This is a genomic window from Burkholderia sp. AU31624 (assembly GCF_020420065.1).
Classification (GTDB): domain Bacteria; phylum Pseudomonadota; class Gammaproteobacteria; order Burkholderiales; family Burkholderiaceae; genus Burkholderia.
In genome coordinates this window covers 52,436-68,546 of record NZ_JAIZRT010000014.1, presented here as the reverse complement: position 1 = coordinate 68,546, position 16,111 = coordinate 52,436, and the positions used below count along the sequence as shown (strand labels likewise).

Here is a 16,111-nt window from a genome sequence, read left to right as displayed (position 1 = left end):
CGTCATTCCCCGACGAGGAAGATGCGCGTGACCGGCACACGCAGCGACGTCGCGCCGATGCTGACCTGCAGCCCCGTCACCGCGCGTGCAGGCGGCGCGTTGCCGATCTGCGGCACCTTGAGCGCATCGTTGTTCTGCGCGAGCGCGTCGTTGGCCGTCTGCAGGTTGGTGGTCCAGCCCACGCGCGGCACGTACAGCTTCGCGTCGATCGCGCCGACGCCGCCCATCAGCGCGACCCAGCTCCAGCCTTCGACGCTGCTGTCCTTCAGCATGTTGCGCAGCCGGTTCGCGTCGTCGATCGGCGGCGATGCATAGCGCACGACGCGCCCGCCGGCGATCCGGTAGCGCACCACCTGCAGCCGCGGCGCGACGCCCGGCACCTCGAGTTCGCGGACGATCTGCAGCGTATTGCCTGCCACGCCGATCGCCGGCTGGCCGGCTTCGTCGTCGGTCGCGGCGAGCCGCGCGTCGATGCGCATCTGGTCGAACATCTGCGCGAACACGCGCTCGTCTTCCATCGCGGCCGCGACCTTGTCGCGACCGCGCATGATCTGGTCGAGCCCGCGCCACGCGAGGATCGCGACCACCGCGAGGATCGCGATCGCGATCATCAGCTCGATCAGCGTGAAGCCGCGGGCGGGGCGGGCGAGCGGGCGTCGCATCGGCGCGTCAGAGCGGACGGCTGGTTTCATTCGCGACCACCGTCACCATTTGCGCGAGCACGCCGGTGTGCCCGGGCATGCTCACCGAAATCCGCACGCGCCGGAACACCGGGTTGGGCGTGGTGCTCACGCGCTGCGTGCAGACGAGCTGCACGTTGCCTTGCGAGCAGTCGAAACTCTGTTCGCCGATCTCCGGCCACGCATGCGTGAGCCGCATCTGCGCGAGCGCGTTGTCGGCGCTCCAGCCGGCGAGCAGGCGGTGATGAAGGTCGGACGCGTTGTTCGCCATCGTGCCGACCGCGCGGATCGACGCGGCGAGCGCGACCGCGATGATCGCGAGTGCGACCAGCACCTCGATCATCGTGAAACCGCGCGATGAAGAAACGGAAGAGGGCAGGCGACGACGCATCGTCATTGCACCTCGTAGCGGCCGTTGCCGGTGCCGACGATCGTCGCGCTGCCGACCGCCGAATGCAGCGTCACGCGCACCGGCGTGTCGATGCTCTCGGTGCCGAACACGACGCGGTTCGCATGCGTGTCGGCTCCCGGATAATCGATGTCGGCCCCGGTGACGCCACCGTCCCAGTCGCGCGGGCGCAGCAGGTCGTCGCGCAGCGTGCGCCAGCCGTCGGGCGAGCTCACGTCGAAACGGAAGCCGTGCGCGGTCGGCTGCCACGCGATCGGCCGGGCACGCACCTGCGCTTCGTCGCCGGCCGTCTCGAACAGCAGCGCGATGCGCTGCGCTTCCTCGCGCAGGTCGGTACGCGGATTGCGCGTGAGCGACAGCGACGCGAGCGACACGAGCAGCCCCGCGATCACGAGCACGACCAGCATTTCGAGCAGCGTGAAGCCGCGCGCGCGATGACGCCGCGCGCCGTGCTCTGCTTGCCCGCCGTCGGCACGCACCGGCGCGGACGAAACCGCGCCGCGACGCACACGGCAATCGCGGCCGCAGCGGAAGGTCGTGCGAGTGGCGAGCATGAAGAAGGGAACGAAACGTCGGGCCGGTCAGCGAGCGCTTATTGCCACGAACCGATGTCGGTGTCGTTGCCTTCGCCGCCTTCCTTGCCGTCGGCGCCGTAGCTGAACACGTCGATCTCGCCGTGCACGCCCGGGTTCAGGTACTTGTAGCCGTTACCCCACGGATCGTTCGGCAGGCGCTCGAGATAGCCGCCGTCCTTCCAGTTGTTCGGGATCGGATCGGTGGACGGCTTCTGGATCAGCGCGTTCAGGCCCTGATCCTGGGTCGGGTAGCGGCCGTTGTCGAGACGGTACAGCTTGAGCGCCTGCATGATCGTGCCGATGTCCTGCTTCGCGGCGATGCGGCGTGCCTCGTCCGGGCGGCTCATGATCTTCGGCACGATGAGCGCCGCCAGGATCCCGAGGATCGCGACCACCACCATGATCTCGATCAGCGTGAAACCGCGCTGGCGACGCACGGCCGCGTTGCGGCGAGTGATCCACGTTTGCATGACTGACTACCTCTTTCCAAAAAATGTCGTTGGTCGGGTGACGCACCCGCGCACCGGACGATTGCCTGACGGCAACCTTCCGAACCCGCGGGCGCGGAGCACGCATTGTAAGGCGCGCATTGCCGAGGGCTTTCACCCAACGCAAATTTCATATACATCCGTACAATAGCGCGCATGAACGCGCTCTCGATCCGGATCCTCTCCCTAGCCCTCTTCGCGGGTTTGTGCGCGACGGCCACCTACTGGGTCGTCACGCTGTCCGCCCGCGAAGCGCCGCTGCCCGCCGCCGCCGCGCGGCTGCCGATCCGCACCGAGGACGCCGCGGCGCTCTTCGGCGGTCAGCTCGACAAGAATGCCGTGCAGGACATCCACCTGTTCGGCATCCTCGCGCTCGACCACGGCGGTGCCGCGATCATCGGTGTCGGTGGCGAACCGCCGCGTGCCGTGTCGCTCGGCGCGGACGTCACGTCCGGCGCGAAGCTCGCCGAAGTCCGCCCCCGCTCGATCATCGTCGAGCGCAACGGCGCCCGCACCGAAGTCCAGCTGCCCGCCAACACGCCGTCCCCGGCGATCTACGTGCGCTGAAGCCGAAGGCGACGGCCCGACCCGCGGTCAGGCCGTCATTGCACCATGTTGTTCAGTTCGATGATCGGCAGCATCACGGCCAGCACGATCACGAGCACGATGCCCCCCATCGCCAGGATCAACAGCGGCTCGAGCAGGCTCGTCAGGAACATCGTGCGACGCTCGAGCTCGCGCGCTTCACCTTCGGCCGCGCGATCCAGCATCGTCGTCACGTCACCCGTCGCTTCACCGGAACGGATCAGGTGCACGAGCACCGGCGGAAACGTCTTCACGTTGTTCAGCGCGCGCGACAGCGCGGAGCCTTCGCGCACGCGCACGATCGCGTCGTCGATGTTCGCGCGCATCGCGCGGTTCGACAGCGTCTCGCCGGCCGCCTGCAACGCGCGCAGGATCGGCACGCCCGCCGCGGTGAGGATGCCGAGCGTGCTCGCGAAGCGCACCGTGTTGTAGCCGCGCACGAGCTTGCCCGCGAGCGGTGCGGTGAGCACCCAGCGGTCGAACGCGAGGCGCGGCCCGTCGCGCGACAGTGTCGACTTCACGAACCACACGATCAGCACGACCGCGATCAGGATCGCCCACCACCAGTGCCGCACGAAATCCGACAGTGCCATCATCACGATCGTCAGCACGGGCAGCTGCTGCTTCGTGCTCGCGAACACGTTGACGACCTGCGGCACGACGTAGCTCAGCAGGAACGTGACGATGCCGAATGCGATCAGCGTGACGATCCCCGGATACGTGAACGCGAGCAGGATCTTCTGCTTCAACGCGTTGCTCTGCTCGATGTAGTCGGCCAGGCGCGACAGCACGATGCCGAGCTTGCCGGTGTGCTCGCCCGCGGCGACGAGCGCGCGGTAGATTTCGGGGAAGTCGCGCGGATGCTGGCCCAGCGCATTCGCGAGCGAATGACCACCGAGCACCTCGGCGCGGATCGCGGCCATCAGTTCACGGATGTAGTCGCGCTCGGCCTGCTCGGTCAGCACGCCGAGCGCCTCGTCGAGCGGCAGCCCGGCGATCAGCAGGCTCGCGAGCTGGCGCGTGAGGATCGCCTGTTCGCGCTGCGACAGCTTGCGGCCGAACGCGAGCCGCTGCGACCGCGCCCCGCGCGTCGCGCTGGCGGCCGGCTCGACGACGAGCGGCGTGAGCCCCTGCGTACGCAGCTGCCCGCGCGCGGCGCGTGCGCTGTCGGCATCGATGACGCCTTTCTGCGCGCGTCCCGCCGAATCGATTGCTTCGAAACGGAATGCCGGCATCGCGCTATGCGCCTCCCGTCACGCGCAGCACTTCCTCGAGCGACGTCGCGCCCGACGCGAGCCAGCGCTCGGCGTCGTCGCGCAGCGTGCGCATCCCTTCCGCCCGGCCCGCGGCGAGGATCTCCGCATCGGCCGCGTTGCGGTGGATCAGCGAGCGGATCGACTCGTCGACCAGCAGCAGTTCGTATACCCCGCGCCGGCCCGAATACCCCGAATGCCCGCACTTGTCGCAGCCGACCGGATGCCACACGGTGCGGCCTTCTTCCTGGCGCTCTTCCTTGCAGACGGGGCAGAGCTGCCGCACCAGCCGCTGCGCGAGCACGCCGAGCAGCGACGACGCGAGCAGGTAGGGCTCGACGCCCATGTCGGTCAGACGCGTGACGGCCGAGGCCGCATCGTTCGTGTGCAGCGTCGCGAGCACGAGGTGGCCCGTCAGCGACGCCTGCACCGCGATCTGCGCGGTTTCGAGGTCGCGGATTTCGCCGATCATGATCACGTCCGGATCCTGGCGCAGGATCGAGCGCAGCGCACGGGCAAAGGTCATCCCGATCCGCTCGTTCACCTGCGTCTGGCCGATGCCGCCGAGGTCGTATTCGATCGGGTCCTCGACGGTCATGATGTTCGTCGTCGCGGTTTCGAGCCGCGACATCGACGCATACAGCGTGGTCGTCTTGCCCGAACCCGTCGGGCCCGTGACCAGCACGATGCCGTGCGGGCGCGCGATCAGCTTGTCGAACTGCACGAGCGTGTCGCGGCCCATCCCGAGCGCCTCGAGGTTCAGCCGCTGCGCATCCTTTTCCAGCAGACGCAGCACCGCGCGCTCGCCGTGCCCGGTCGGCAGCGTCGATACCCGGACGTCGACCGGCCGCCCGCCGACGCGCAGCGTGATGCGGCCGTCCTGCGGCAGGCGCTTCTCGGCGATGTCGAGCTGCGCCATGATCTTGATCCGCGAGATCAGCGCGCCGTGCAGCGCCTTCTTCGGCCGCACGACGTCGCGCAGCGTGCCGTCGACGCGAAAGCGCACGACCGACGCGTTCTCGAACGGCTCGATGTGGATGTCCGACGCCTGTTCGCGTGCCGCTTGCGTGAGCAGCGCGTTGATCATCCGGATGATCGGCGCGTCGTCTTCCGATTCGAGCAGATCCTCGACTTCGGGGATGTCCTGCATCAGCCGCGACAGGTCGACTTCGCCCTCGACTTCGCCGACCACCTGCGCGGCGCTGCCGTCCTGGCGTGCGTACGCATGGTTGATCGCCTGCGCGAGCTCGTCGGCCGGCACGCGATGCACGGCGATCGAGCCGAAGTTGCGTGCGATTTCCGCGAGCGCGGCGTCACTCGTGCGTTCGCTGATCCACACCTCGAGCGTGTCGTCGAGCTGGTGCGCGATCAGCACCTGGCCGCTCTTCGCGAAGCCGTACGGCAACAGTCGCGCGGCGAGCGGCGACGGCGGCTGCCGTTCGCCCGGCGCGCCGTCGTGGGTGGAAGAGGCGTGCACGTCGCTCACTGCGACGCTCCCGGCGTGGCCGTCAACGGCTGTTGCGGCACGGCTTGCTGCGGCACGCTCTGCGGCTGCGCGGGCGTCGCTTCCGGCAACGGCTGGGCCGGCACCGGCGCCACCTGGCGCTGCAGCTGCTGGCGACGCATCTTGTCGAGATCGAACAGGTTGCCGGCGGCCGTGCCGCCCTGGCTCGGGCCGATCGGCATCGGCGGGACGACCGGATCGTCCTTGTCGCGGATCACGTTGTTGTCCGACTTGTACGCCCCCGTCACGCCCTGGATGTAGTCGTAGCGGTTGGACGTGACTTCCTGCGCGGTACTGCGATCGGAGATGATCACCGGGCGCAGGAACACCATCAGGTTGGTTTTCGCGCGCACTTTCGATTCGGAACGGAACAGCTGGCCGATCCACGGGATGTCGCCGAGCAGCGGCACCTTGCTGTTCGACACCTGGTAGTTGTCCTGCATCAGGCCGCCGAGCACGATGATCTCGCCGTTATCGGCCAGGATCGTCGACTGGATCGAGCGCTTCGTGAAGGTCGGGCCGGTCTGCGCGCTCGTGGTGCCCGCGACGACCGCCGAATCCTCGGTGTAGAGCTGCAGCTTCAGGATCCCGCCGTCGGTAATCTGCGGCTTCACGTGCAGCGTCAGGCCGACGTCGCGGCGATCGTAGGTATTGAACGCGTTGTTCGTGTTGCCGCTCGTCAGGTTCGAATACGAACCGGTCGCGATCGGCACGTTCTGGCCGACGACGATCTTCGCTTCCTCGTTGTCGAGCGTGATCAGGTTCGGTGTCGACAGCACGTTCGCGTCGCTTACGCCCGCGAAATACTGCAGCAGTGCACCGAGCCCTTGCACGCCGAACATGTTGTGCAGCCAGCCGATGTTGAGCCCCTGGCTCAGCGCCCCGAGATTGTTGGCCAGCCCGCCACCGGTGATGCCGCCGGCGGCGTTGGTCACGCCGCCCGCCGTCAGGTTGATGATGCTGTTGCCCAGGCCCAGCCCGGGGTTCAGGTTCGTGCCGCCGAGAAACTGGCCGCTCGCCACCTGCCACTGGATGCCAAGGTTGCCCTGCGTCGTCGAGTTCAGCTCGACGATCAGCGCCTCGATATAGACCTGCGCGCGCCGCGCGTCGAGCTGGTCGATCACCGAGCGCAGGTTCCGGTAAACCGGATCCGACGCGGTGATGATCAGCGAGTTGGTTGCCGCATCGGCCTGGATCATCCCGCCGGGCTGGTTGTCGTCGCCCTTGTCCTTGTCGCCGCCGAGCAGGCCGCCACTGCCGAGCCCGCCGCTGCTGGACGTGCCGCCGTACGATGACGACGAAGACGAGCCGCCGAGGCCGCCCGACGGCAGCGGCGGGGTGCCGGAGGTACCGGTCGAGAAGTTGCCGCTCGATGACGAGCCGCCGTTCTGGTTGAAGCTGTTCGCATCGTTGGACGACGCCGACGAACCGCTGTCGCTGCCGCTGCCCTTGCCGAGCATCCCGCGCAGCGTCTTCGCGAGCTTCACCGCATCGGCGTTGCGCAGCGGCACGACGTGCATGTTGCCGGGCACCGCGCTCGGTGCGTCGAGCTGCTGCACGAGCCGCTTCGCGGCCGCGAGGCGCGACGCGCTCGACGCGCGCAGCATCAGCGAGTTGGTGCGCGGGTCGGCCGTGACCGACACCTTCAGCGTCGCGTCGCTGTTGCCGATCGCGCCGGGGTCAAGCATTTTCTGCAACTGCTGGGCGAGGTCGATCGCGTTCGCGTTGCGCAGCGCAACGACCTGCACCTGCGCGCCCGCGGCGCTGTCCACGCCGGCGATGATCTGCGCGATGCGCCGCACGTTGTCCGCGTAGTCGGTCACGACGATCGTGTTGTTCGCCGGGTAGGCGGTGACCGTGTTGTTCGGCGAGATCAGCGGCCGCAGCACGGGCAGCAGGTTGTTCGCCGATTCGTTGTGCAGCTCGAACACCTGCGTGATCACCTGGTCGCCGCGCGCCTGCGGCGCATTGCCGACGTAGGTCGGCACGCCCTGCAGTTTCGCGTCGGCCTCGGGCACGACCTTCAGCACGCCGTGATCCTGCACGAGTGCGAAGCCCTGCATGCGCAGCGCCGACTGCAGCGTCTTCAGCGCCTGGTCTTCCGGCACCGGCCGTTCGGCCACGAGGTTGAGCTGCCCCTTCACACGAGGGTCGACGATGATGGTCTTGCCGGTTGCGGCGCCGATCGCCTTGGCGACCTGGTCGATATCCGCATTCACGAAATTGAGCGTGACCTGAGCGTAGGCGGCCTGGGAGACGATGATGCCGGCGACGAGCAGAGTCGTGGCGACACGCCGCATAACGAAGCGATTTCTTGTCATGGATGAATGGGTCGATGCCGGCTCAGGCCACTTCCGGCGGTAGTGCTGGGATCCAAGTCCGAAAGAGGCGACATTAGCAGTTTTTCATGTCCGAAATATCACATTGATCCGAGGACTGTCTCACATACGACATGTGTCCGGCGAACCGTATGCAATCTGTAAGATTCGGCATTATTCTCGGCATGCGGCCATCGCTTCCGTTTCACGATGAACCGACACGGAAATGCGGTATAACCGGGCGGCCGTATTCCTGACTGTCGCAAGCTGACGGACTGTCGGTATGATACGGGCGGCACGATTCTCGTCGCACGAATAACAGGCACGGGTTTTCCCGACCTTCACGCATTTTCTTGTCGATTTCGCACCATGAACAGACGGTTCGTTTCGATCGTGTTGATCGCCGCCGGCGGATGTTTCGCCAGCGCGAACGCTCGCGCGGACTGTTTCGACGAGGCCGCTAAATATCAGCAGGTCAATCCGCTGATCCTGCGTGCAATCGCGTGGCAGGAGTCGCGCAACCGGCCCGGCGCGCTGAACAAGAACACGAACGGCTCGGTCGACTACGGCCTGATGCAGATCAATTCGATCCACCTGCCGACGCTGTCGCGCTATGGAATCGGCCGCGACACACTGATGGAGCCGTGCAAGAACGTCTACATTGCCGCGTGGCATCTCAAGCAGAAGATGAACCGTTACGGCAACACGTGGCAGGCGGTCGGCGCCTATCATTCGGAAACCCCGTCGCTGCGCGACAAGTATGCACGGCAGATCGCCGGCATCCTGACGCAGTGGAAGCTGCTGCCGCCCGTGCAGTGACGCCGCGCCGCAGCGCGGCCTGACGCCGTACCGGCCGGCCGGCGCGCGTTTGATGCACAATGCGGATCTCACGCCGCAATTTCGCCCGTCCGCGGGCCGATCGCGCCCCGGAAGGGCGTCGCGGCCGCTTTTTCAATTTTTCCGTTGGTGCATATCGCTATGAATCCGGCAATGAACCAGCCGTTGCCCGTCACCGTGCTGTCCGGCTTCCTCGGCGCCGGCAAGACCACGCTGCTCAATCACATCCTCGCGAATCGCGCGGGCCTGAAAGTCGCCGTGATCGTCAACGATCTCGCGGCGGTCAACATCGATGCGTCGCTCGTGCGCGACGCGCAGGCGCTGTCGCACGTCGAGGAACGCCTCGTCGAGATGTCGAACGGGTGCATCTGCTGCACGCTGCGCGACGACCTGCTCGTCGAGATCCGCACGCTTGCGTCCGAAGGGCGCTTCGACGCGATCATGATCGAATCGACCGGCATCGCGGAGCCGATGCCGATCGCCGAAACCTTCACGTTCGTCGACGATGACGGCACGTCGCTGTCGACCATCGCGCGGCTCGACACGCTCGTCACCGTGGTCGACGCGTACAACTTCCTGCGCGACTACGGCTCGGACGATGCGCTCGCGACGCGCGGCATCGCCGCATCGGAAGAGGACGACCGCACGCTCGTCGAGCTGCTGATCGAGCAGATCGAATTCTGCGACGTGCTGGTGATCAACAAGGCCGACCTCGTCGCCGCGGACGACCTTGCCCGCCTGCAGCACATCCTCGCGCGACTCAACCCGCGCGCGCACCAGGTCGTGTCGACGTTCGGCAGCGTGCCGCTCGACGAAGTGCTGAACACGGGCCGCTTCGATTTCGACGAGGCCGCGAACGCTCCGGGCTGGCTCGCGTCGCTCGATCACGATCACACGCATTGCGACGACCCCGACTGCCATGACGAACATCATGCGCACGTGCACGGCGAAGCCGACGAATTCGGGATCGGCAATTTTGTTTACCGCGCGCGCCGGCCGTTTCATCCGGCGCGACTCTGGGCGCTGCTGCATCAGGAGTGGCCGGGCGTGCTGCGCAGCAAGGGCTTCTTCTGGCTCGCGACGCGCAACGACATCGCGGGTTCGCTGTCGCAGGCGGGCGGCGTATGCCGGCATGGCCCGGCGGGGCTTTGGTGGGCGGCGCAGGATCGCGCGGAATGGCCGGACGACGACGAGCTGCTCGGTGAAATCCGCGCCGAATGGCACGGCGACATCGACGATCGCGCGGTGGGCGATCGCCGGCAGGAACTCGTGCTGATCGGCATCGCGCTCGACGCGGATGCCTGGCGCGCGAAGCTCGATGCGTGCCTGCTGACCGATGCGGAATTCGCGCTCGGCGCGGCCGGATGGCACGCGTTCGACGATCCGTTCCCGGCGTGGGATGTCGATTCGCACGACGACGACGATCACGGCGACACGCAGATCGTGCACGCGTAACGCGTTGTAAAAACAACCGTTAAATCTTGCAAGAGGGGCGCGGACTGTGGCGAAAATGCCGCGCGCGCCCAACAAAAAACCCGCCGAAAGGCGGGTTTTTCTTGGAACAGGCGCTGGTTTAACGCTTGTTGACGGCGTCCTTGAACGCCTTGCCAGCCGTGAACTTGACCGTCTTGGCTGCCGGGATCTTGATGGTTTCGCCGGTCTTCGGGTTGCGGCCCGTACGTGCTGCGCGCTTGCCCGAACCGAAGCTGCCGAAGCCGATCAGCTGAACCGCATCACCCTTCGACACGGCCTTCTTGATGACTTCGAGCAGCGTGTCCAGCGTTTCGCCGGTTTGAGCCTTGCTGGCGCCCGTTTGGGCGGCGACGGCGTCGATCAGTTCCTGTTTGTTCATTAAGGTTCCTTTATCAGGTTAGGTTGACACGAACAGCGCGAACGCGCCGATTATACGTGCGCGAACCGTGCCGTCGAGAGTCAGACTCCGACGACACAGCGCCGAATCCTGGCCCGCGCGACGCGCCCTCCGGTGAGCCGGTGGCCACCCCGCGGTACGGCGTTGCTATGATAGCGCAGCGCAAACCCAATAACGACAAGGGTTTCAAAGATTTTCATCGGTATTTCGCCGAATGAATCATCGACTGCCCGTTTTTTGACCAGCGCCAACCGGACAGGATACGCAGCGCGGTCCGCCCGTGCGCCGCGCCGTTGGCTTTTTCCAACGACCGGTCGGACGGCCCCGCGCAATCCCTTGCCAGGCTTGGCTGCCACGTTTTTTGTTTCGCATGACCGACCGACTTGTTCCCGCCACGCTCGCGCGCCGCGACGACGGCACGCTCGTCTCGCCCGAGTTCGGCGAGCTCCATCGCGGCGCGTCCGGCGCGCTCGCGCATCGCGTGTTCGTCGCGGGCAACGGGCTGCCGGCGCGCTGGCAGGGCCGCCGCACGTTCACGATCGTGGCGACCGGATTCGGCGCGGGCGGCAGCTTTCTCGCGGCCTGGGCCGCCTGGCGCGACGATCCCGCGCGCTGCGAGCGGCTGCATTTCGTCGCAGTCGAACCGCATCCGTTCTCACGCGACGACCTGCGCCGCGCCGCTTCGCATATCGTTGCGGACACAACCATATCGGCGGATGTCGATGCCCTTGCCGACGCGTGGCCGATGCGCGTGCCGGGCCTTCATCGGCTCGAATTCGACGAAGGGCGCGTGGTGCTCACGCTGGCGTTCGGCGATGCGATCGACATGCTGGGGAAGATCGTCGCGCGCGCCGATGCGTTCTGTCTCGACGGCCTCGCATCATCGAACGACACGGAGCTCCCATCGGCCGACGTGGTCCGCATGCTCTCGAAAATCGCCGGCGAACACGCCACCTTTGCAGCGCATGCGCGTTCGGACGCGTTGAAACATGCGCTCGACAAATCGGGTTTCACGTATCGCGAAGTCGACGATCTGCTCGTCGGCGAATATGCGCCGCGCTGGCGCGCGCGCCGGCACGAGCCGCCGCTCGCACTGCCCGTTGCGACGCGCCACGCAATCGTGATCGGCGCGGGGCTGGCGGGCTGCGCGGTCGTCGAACGTCTGGCCGCGCGCGGCTGGGAAGTCACGCTGATCGAGCGACATGACCGGATCGCGAGCGACGCGTCGGGCAATCCGGCCGGTGTATTCCATCCGCTGATGACACGTGACGACAACGTCGCGAGCCGGCTCACGCGCGGCGGCTTCCTGCACGCGATCGCACGCTGGCAGGCACTCGAACGCGCAGGCCATGCATTCGCGCGCAGCACGCACGGGATGATCCATCTCGCCGAATCGGCCGGCGACTTCGAACGGATGCGCGAGGCATTCGATGCGTTCGGCGCGCCGTCCGACTATGTCTCGCTGCTCGACGTCGAGGCCGCGCGCGCGCATCTGAAGCTGCCGGTCGCGCAGGGCGGCCTGCTGTTTCCGCATGGCGGCGCCGTCTGGCCGGCCGGCCTGTGCGCGGCCCAACATGCGGCGGCTGGCGAGCGCGTGCGCTTGCTCGCGTCCACCCGCGTTGCCAAACTCGAACGGCGGGGCAACGCATGGCATGCACTCGACGATGCGGGCGGCACGCTGGCAGAAGCGCCCGTCGTCGTGCTCGCGAATGCCGGCGATGCCGCGCGTCTCGCCGGGCTGCAGCATGTCGCGCTGCAGCCGGTGCGCGGCCAGCTCACGTTGCTGCCGGCGGGCAGCACGGCACCGCTGCCGTGCCCGACGATCGGCGACGGTTACGCGGTGCCGCTCGACGACGGCACGCTGCTGATCGGCGCCACGTTCGAACCCGACGACGTCGATCCCGCGATGCGTGCGGCCGGTCACCTCGAAAACATCGAGCGCGTACGGCATCTGCTACCGGGCCTGATCGGCGACCTGCCGGATCCCGACACACTGCGCGGCCGCGTTGCGTTCCGCTGGGTCGTCGGCGACCGCCTGCCGCTGCTCGGCCCGCTCGCGGACGAAGCAGGCGCCATCGCCAATGCCCGCGCGCTGAGCGGTGCGCAGGCGCGCGACCTGCCGCGCATGCCCGGACTCTACGGCGCATTCGGCTTCGGCTCGCGCGGCCTCGTATGGGCGGCGCTCGGCGCGGAACTGATCGCCTCGCAACTCGAAGGCGAGCCTTGGCCGCTCGAACGCGAACTTGCCGATGCCGTCGACCCCGCACGCTTCCTGATCCGCGCATTGCGCGCGCGCCGCGTCGGCCAGGCCGGCTGACCGCTCAGCCGAGCCGCTCACAGTTTCCCGATTTTTTCGCGCAAGGTTATCCACTCGACGCTGTGGATAACCGCGCGAAATCCGCGCGCACTTCGTGTGCAATCACAGTGGACGTAAACTGGGCAACTCGGCACAGCTGTGAGGCGGCCCAAAAGTTGCTCAACTCAAACCTCTGTGCACGAACAGCCTGTGCAACGGGTTATGGGCTCTGCAACACCTTGATCTATCGACGTAAATCGAAGTTATCCACAGAACTGCGCGCCCTTTGTTAACTTCTACTACGTATATATACAAGTAAACCTTTGAAACCAAAGACCTGTGGTGCCGCACAGCGCCGCGAGTCGATTCAATGGGTTCCAGACCGAAAAAGCTGTGGCACAATCGGTTTCCTTCGCGTTCATCCGGCCAGGCGCCGGACATGCTTCAATGGAACGGTCGGCACGATTTCGAATCTGAATCTTCGAGACTGCGCAGTCCGTTCACACACCAGGCCGACAATCCAGATCGGCAACCTGAACGACTTTCCGCCCTGTGGTGGAAAAGGCGGATCCCATGTCCCGCCGTCGTCGACACAACAATCACATTCGGGGCGATACCCAGCCGGCGCGCATCCATTTCTGACGCTTGACCCCGCGTCGCTGGCGGTCGCTTCCAAAGGAGAAGTCACCACGATGAAGTCGGCGTTCTCATTCCTGCCCAACTGGCCGCTCACGCCGGATGCCGTGTTCTGGGCCGGGCTCGCGTTGTTCGCGGCCGGCCTGTGTGGCGAGCTTTGCTATCGCGCATGGCGTCTGCCCCGCATCACCGGCTATGCGGTAATCGGTCTCATCGCCGGGTCGTTCGGCTTCGGCGTGATCGATGCAAGCACCGACGAAACCTCGCGGTTGCTGATCGACGTCGCGCTCGGCCTCTTGCTGTTCGAGCTCGGCAGCCGTCTCGACCTGCGCTGGATCCGGCGCAATCCGTGGCTCGTCGCGTCGAGCCTCGCCGAAGCCACGCTGACGTTCGTGCTGGTGCTGTTCGTGATGCTCGCGCTCGGGGTGTCGGGGATGGTCGCGTTGGTGCTGTCGGCGATCGCGATCGCGACGTCGCCATCGATGGTGATCCAGTTGAAGACCGAACTGCGCGCGGAAGGGCAGGTGTCGCAACGCCTCATCACGCTCACCGCGCTCAACAGCGTCTATGCGATCGTGCTGACCAAGCTCGTGACGAGCTGGCTCCACCAGGAAGCGTACGGCAACGTTTTCGCGACGATCCTGCAGCCGCTCTACCTGCTCGCGGGGTCGTTCATCGTCGCGTATGTCGTCGCGCGTTCGTGCAACTACCTGTTCCGCCACATGACCGCGACGATGCGCGACGAGCATTCGTTCGTCGCGTTGTTCGGGCTCGTGATGCTCGCGATCGCCGTCGCCCAGGCGCTGAAGCTGTCGACGCTGCTCACGCTGCTGCTCGCGGGCATCATCGTGAAGAACCTCGAGGCGCGCCCGCAACTGTGGCCCGAGCACTTCGGCACGGCCGGCTGGCTGCTGACGGTCACGCTGTTCGTGCTCACGCTCACGTCGTTCACGTGGGGCGACATCGCGCTCGGCGGGCTGCTCGCGATCGTGCTGATCGTCACGCGGCTCGTCGCGAAGCTGGCCGGCGTCGTCGCGTTCGCGAAGCCGAGCGGCATCGGCATGAAGCAGGGCGTCGCGCTCGGCATCGCGCTCACGCCGATGTCCGCGCTGTCGTACCTGCTCGTCGACGACACGTACCAGCTCTATCCGAATTTCGACCCGCACCTGCGCGCGATCGTGATGTGCACGATCGTGATCCTGCAGCTCGTCAGCCCGTTCATCGTATACCGCTGCCTGTCGGCGGTCGGTGAACGCAGCGACGGCAACTGATTCCGGAACCTGCCATGGCACTCGAAACCTTCGTCAATTCCGAGCCGTTTACGTTCGGCGTCGAACTGGAGATCCAGGTCGTCAACACGCACAACTACGACCTGACCAAAGCGGCCTCCGACCTGATGCGCCTGATCCAGGGCGAGACCTTCCCGGGCAACATCACGCCGGAAATCACCGAGAGCATGATCGAGCTGTCGACCGGCATCTGCCATTCGCACGAGCAGGCGGTGAGCGAGCTGCATGCGATCCGCGACGTGCTCGTGAAGGCGGCCGACCAGCTCAACGTCGGGCTGGCCGGCGGCGGCACGCATGCGTTCCAGCAATGGAGCGACCGGCAGATCTACGATGCGCCGCGCTTCCAGTACATCTCCGAGCTGTACGGCTATCTCGCCAAGCAGTTCACCGTGTTCGGCCAGCACGTGCACATCGGCTGCCCCGATCCCGACAGCGCGTTGTTCCTGCTGCACTCGATGTCGCGCTTCATTCCGCACTTCATCGCGCTGTCCGCGTCGTCGCCGTTCGTGCAGAACGTCGACACCGGCTTCCATTCGGCACGCCTGAATTCGGTGTTCGCGTTCCCGCTGTCGGGCCGCGCGCCGTTCGTGCTGACCTGGGACAGCTTCGAGGAGTACTTCACGAAGATGGTGAACACCGGCGTCGTCAACTCGATGAAGGACTTCTACTGGGACATCCGGCCGAAGCCCGGCTACGGGACGATCGAGGTGCGCGTGATGGACACGCCGCTGTCGGTCGACCGCGCGGCGGCGATCGCCTGCTACATCCAGACGCTCGCGCGCTACCTGCTGACCGACCGGCCGCTGAAGCTGTCCGAGGACGACTACCTCGTGTACACGTTCAACCGTTTCGAGGCGTGCCGCTTCGGGCTCGAGGGCACCTGCGTGAATCCTCAGACGGGTGAGCGCCGCACGATCGCCGAAGACATCCTCGACACGCTCGACCGGATCGCGCCGCATGCGGCCGCGCTCGGTTCGCGCGCGGCGCTCGACGAGATCGGCGCGCTCGCGAAGGCGCGCGTGAACGACGCATCGTGGTTGAGAACCGTTTTCAAACAGGAAAAATCGCTCAATGAGACGGTCCGCCAGCAGTGCTTACGTTGGCGCGAGTGAAAAAATGTTTTGCAGATTACGGGGTCGACCGAGTCGCGATTCACTGAACGGCCGGCGGCCCCGATTGCCGCCGAAATCGTTGCCGGTTGTCCTGAAAATCTGTGGATAACCTGATATTCCGCTGCAAAGTCAACGATCTGTGCACGGGATAACCCGGTGGATCATTGCGGTTGACCCGATGGCCGATCCGAACAGGAAAATGCCCCGGCGCACCGCTTGGCGGTCGTTCGACATTGCTGGCACAACGAAAAATCTTGGT

14 protein-coding genes are annotated in these 16,111 nt (G+C 66.2%); 6 read left to right on the top strand and 8 right to left on the bottom strand.

The window, feature by feature from the left end; genetic code table 11:
- Positions 1-2: 2 nt before the first annotated feature.
- The 4 genes from LGM89_RS35550 to gspG are packed head-to-tail and all read right to left on the bottom strand — an operon-like array spanning position 3 to position 2,134.
- Positions 3-662: a type II secretion system protein J gene (locus LGM89_RS35550; RefSeq protein ID WP_039351910.1), complete on the bottom strand. Its 660-nt coding sequence runs from the start codon at positions 660-662 to the stop codon at positions 3-5.
- A 7-nt stretch (positions 663-669) separates the two neighbouring features.
- Positions 670-1,077 (bottom strand): type II secretion system minor pseudopilin GspI, encoded by a 408-nt coding sequence (gspI, locus tag LGM89_RS35545; protein ID WP_413226810.1) that lies wholly within the window; start codon positions 1,075-1,077, stop codon positions 670-672.
- A complete protein-coding gene (locus tag LGM89_RS35540) occupies positions 1,074-1,643 on the bottom strand; it encodes a GspH/FimT family pseudopilin (protein ID WP_226207608.1) in 570 nt (189 codons plus the stop codon). The genes gspI and LGM89_RS35540 overlap by 4 nt, the downstream gene beginning before the upstream one ends.
- A 38-nt stretch (positions 1,644-1,681) precedes the next feature.
- On the bottom strand, positions 1,682-2,134 hold the full coding sequence (gspG, locus tag LGM89_RS35535; protein ID WP_011350483.1) for a type II secretion system major pseudopilin GspG: 453 nt from the start codon (positions 2,132-2,134) through the stop codon (positions 1,682-1,684).
- 174 nt (positions 2,135-2,308) lie between these two features.
- Between gspG and LGM89_RS35530 the strand changes: the two genes are divergently transcribed.
- Positions 2,309-2,719, top strand: a complete 411-nt coding sequence (locus tag LGM89_RS35530) for a type II secretion system protein N (protein ID WP_039351532.1) — start codon at positions 2,309-2,311, stop codon at positions 2,717-2,719.
- Between the two features lie 35 nt (positions 2,720-2,754).
- On the opposite strand, the gene gspF is transcribed toward LGM89_RS35530, so the two are convergent.
- The 3 genes from gspF to gspD are packed head-to-tail and all read right to left on the bottom strand — an operon-like array spanning position 2,755 to position 7,815.
- A complete protein-coding gene (gene gspF / locus LGM89_RS35525) occupies positions 2,755-3,972 on the bottom strand; it encodes a type II secretion system inner membrane protein GspF (protein WP_039351519.1) in 1,218 nt (405 codons plus the stop codon).
- 4 nt (positions 3,973-3,976) lie between these two features.
- A complete protein-coding gene (gene gspE, locus LGM89_RS35520) occupies positions 3,977-5,476 on the bottom strand; it encodes a type II secretion system ATPase GspE (protein WP_089438895.1) in 1,500 nt (499 codons plus the stop codon).
- Complete coding sequence (gspD, locus tag LGM89_RS35515; protein WP_226275586.1) at positions 5,473-7,815, bottom strand: type II secretion system secretin GspD; 2,343 nt, start codon at positions 7,813-7,815, stop codon at positions 5,473-5,475. Before gspD ends, gspE begins: the two co-directional genes overlap by 4 nt.
- A gap of 366 nt (positions 7,816-8,181) precedes the next feature.
- Between gspD and LGM89_RS35510 the strand changes: the two genes are divergently transcribed.
- Together LGM89_RS35510 and LGM89_RS35505 are read left to right on the top strand one after the other, a co-directional pair.
- A complete protein-coding gene (locus LGM89_RS35510) occupies positions 8,182-8,631 on the top strand; it encodes a lytic transglycosylase domain-containing protein (protein WP_089483164.1) in 450 nt (149 codons plus the stop codon).
- A gap of 159 nt (positions 8,632-8,790) precedes the next feature.
- Positions 8,791-10,104, top strand: coding sequence for a GTP-binding protein (locus LGM89_RS35505; protein WP_226275585.1), 1,314 nt, complete (start codon positions 8,791-8,793; stop codon positions 10,102-10,104).
- Positions 10,105-10,222: 118 nt separating this feature from the next.
- Here LGM89_RS35505 and LGM89_RS35500 read toward each other — a convergent pair whose 3' ends face one another.
- Positions 10,223-10,501, bottom strand: coding sequence for an HU family DNA-binding protein (locus LGM89_RS35500; protein ID WP_006401505.1), 279 nt, complete (start codon positions 10,499-10,501; stop codon positions 10,223-10,225).
- Between the two features lie 388 nt (positions 10,502-10,889).
- Between LGM89_RS35500 and mnmC the strand changes: the two genes are divergently transcribed.
- The 3 genes from mnmC to LGM89_RS35485 all read left to right on the top strand — a co-directional run bounded on the left by mnmC (position 10,890) and on the right by LGM89_RS35485 (position 15,852).
- Positions 10,890-12,836 carry a bifunctional tRNA (5-methylaminomethyl-2-thiouridine)(34)-methyltransferase MnmD/FAD-dependent 5-carboxymethylaminomethyl-2-thiouridine(34) oxidoreductase MnmC gene (gene mnmC / locus LGM89_RS35495; protein WP_226275584.1) on the top strand — a complete coding sequence of 649 codons (1,947 nt, stop codon included), beginning with the start codon at positions 10,890-10,892 and terminating at the stop codon, positions 12,834-12,836.
- Between the two features lie 671 nt (positions 12,837-13,507).
- The gene (locus LGM89_RS35490) at positions 13,508-14,722 is read left to right on the top strand and encodes a cation:proton antiporter (RefSeq protein WP_089424132.1); all 1,215 of its coding nucleotides are present in this window, start codon (positions 13,508-13,510) and stop codon (positions 14,720-14,722) included.
- A gap of 14 nt (positions 14,723-14,736) precedes the next feature.
- A complete protein-coding gene (locus LGM89_RS35485; protein WP_006490006.1) occupies positions 14,737-15,852 on the top strand; it encodes a YbdK family carboxylate-amine ligase in 1,116 nt (371 codons plus the stop codon).
- The last annotated feature ends 259 nt before the right edge of the window (positions 15,853-16,111 follow it).

Coding starts and splice junctions, on each gene's coding strand:
- LGM89_RS35550 (WP_039351910.1), bottom strand. CDS start 662: ATGCGACGCCCGCTCGCCCGCCCCGCCCGCGGCTTCACGCTGATCGAG.
- gspI (WP_413226810.1), bottom strand. CDS start 1,077: ATGACGATGCGTCGTCGCCTGCCCTCTTCCGTTTCTTCATCGCGCGGT.
- LGM89_RS35540 (WP_226207608.1), bottom strand. CDS start 1,643: ATGCTCGCCACTCGCACGACCTTCCGCTGCGGCCGCGATTGCCGTGTG.
- gspG (WP_011350483.1), bottom strand. CDS start 2,134: ATGCAAACGTGGATCACTCGCCGCAACGCGGCCGTGCGTCGCCAGCGC.
- LGM89_RS35530 (WP_039351532.1), top strand. CDS start 2,309: ATGAACGCGCTCTCGATCCGGATCCTCTCCCTAGCCCTCTTCGCGGGT.
- gspF (WP_039351519.1), bottom strand. CDS start 3,972: ATGCCGGCATTCCGTTTCGAAGCAATCGATTCGGCGGGACGCGCGCAG.
- gspD (WP_226275586.1), bottom strand. CDS start 7,815: ATGACAAGAAATCGCTTCGTTATGCGGCGTGTCGCCACGACTCTGCTC.
- LGM89_RS35510 (WP_089483164.1), top strand. CDS start 8,182: ATGAACAGACGGTTCGTTTCGATCGTGTTGATCGCCGCCGGCGGATGT.
- LGM89_RS35505 (WP_226275585.1), top strand. CDS start 8,791: ATGAATCCGGCAATGAACCAGCCGTTGCCCGTCACCGTGCTGTCCGGC.
- LGM89_RS35500 (WP_006401505.1), bottom strand. CDS start 10,501: ATGAACAAACAGGAACTGATCGACGCCGTCGCCGCCCAAACGGGCGCC.
- mnmC (WP_226275584.1), top strand. CDS start 10,890: ATGACCGACCGACTTGTTCCCGCCACGCTCGCGCGCCGCGACGACGGC.
- LGM89_RS35490 (WP_089424132.1), top strand. CDS start 13,508: ATGAAGTCGGCGTTCTCATTCCTGCCCAACTGGCCGCTCACGCCGGAT.
- LGM89_RS35485 (WP_006490006.1), top strand. CDS start 14,737: ATGGCACTCGAAACCTTCGTCAATTCCGAGCCGTTTACGTTCGGCGTC.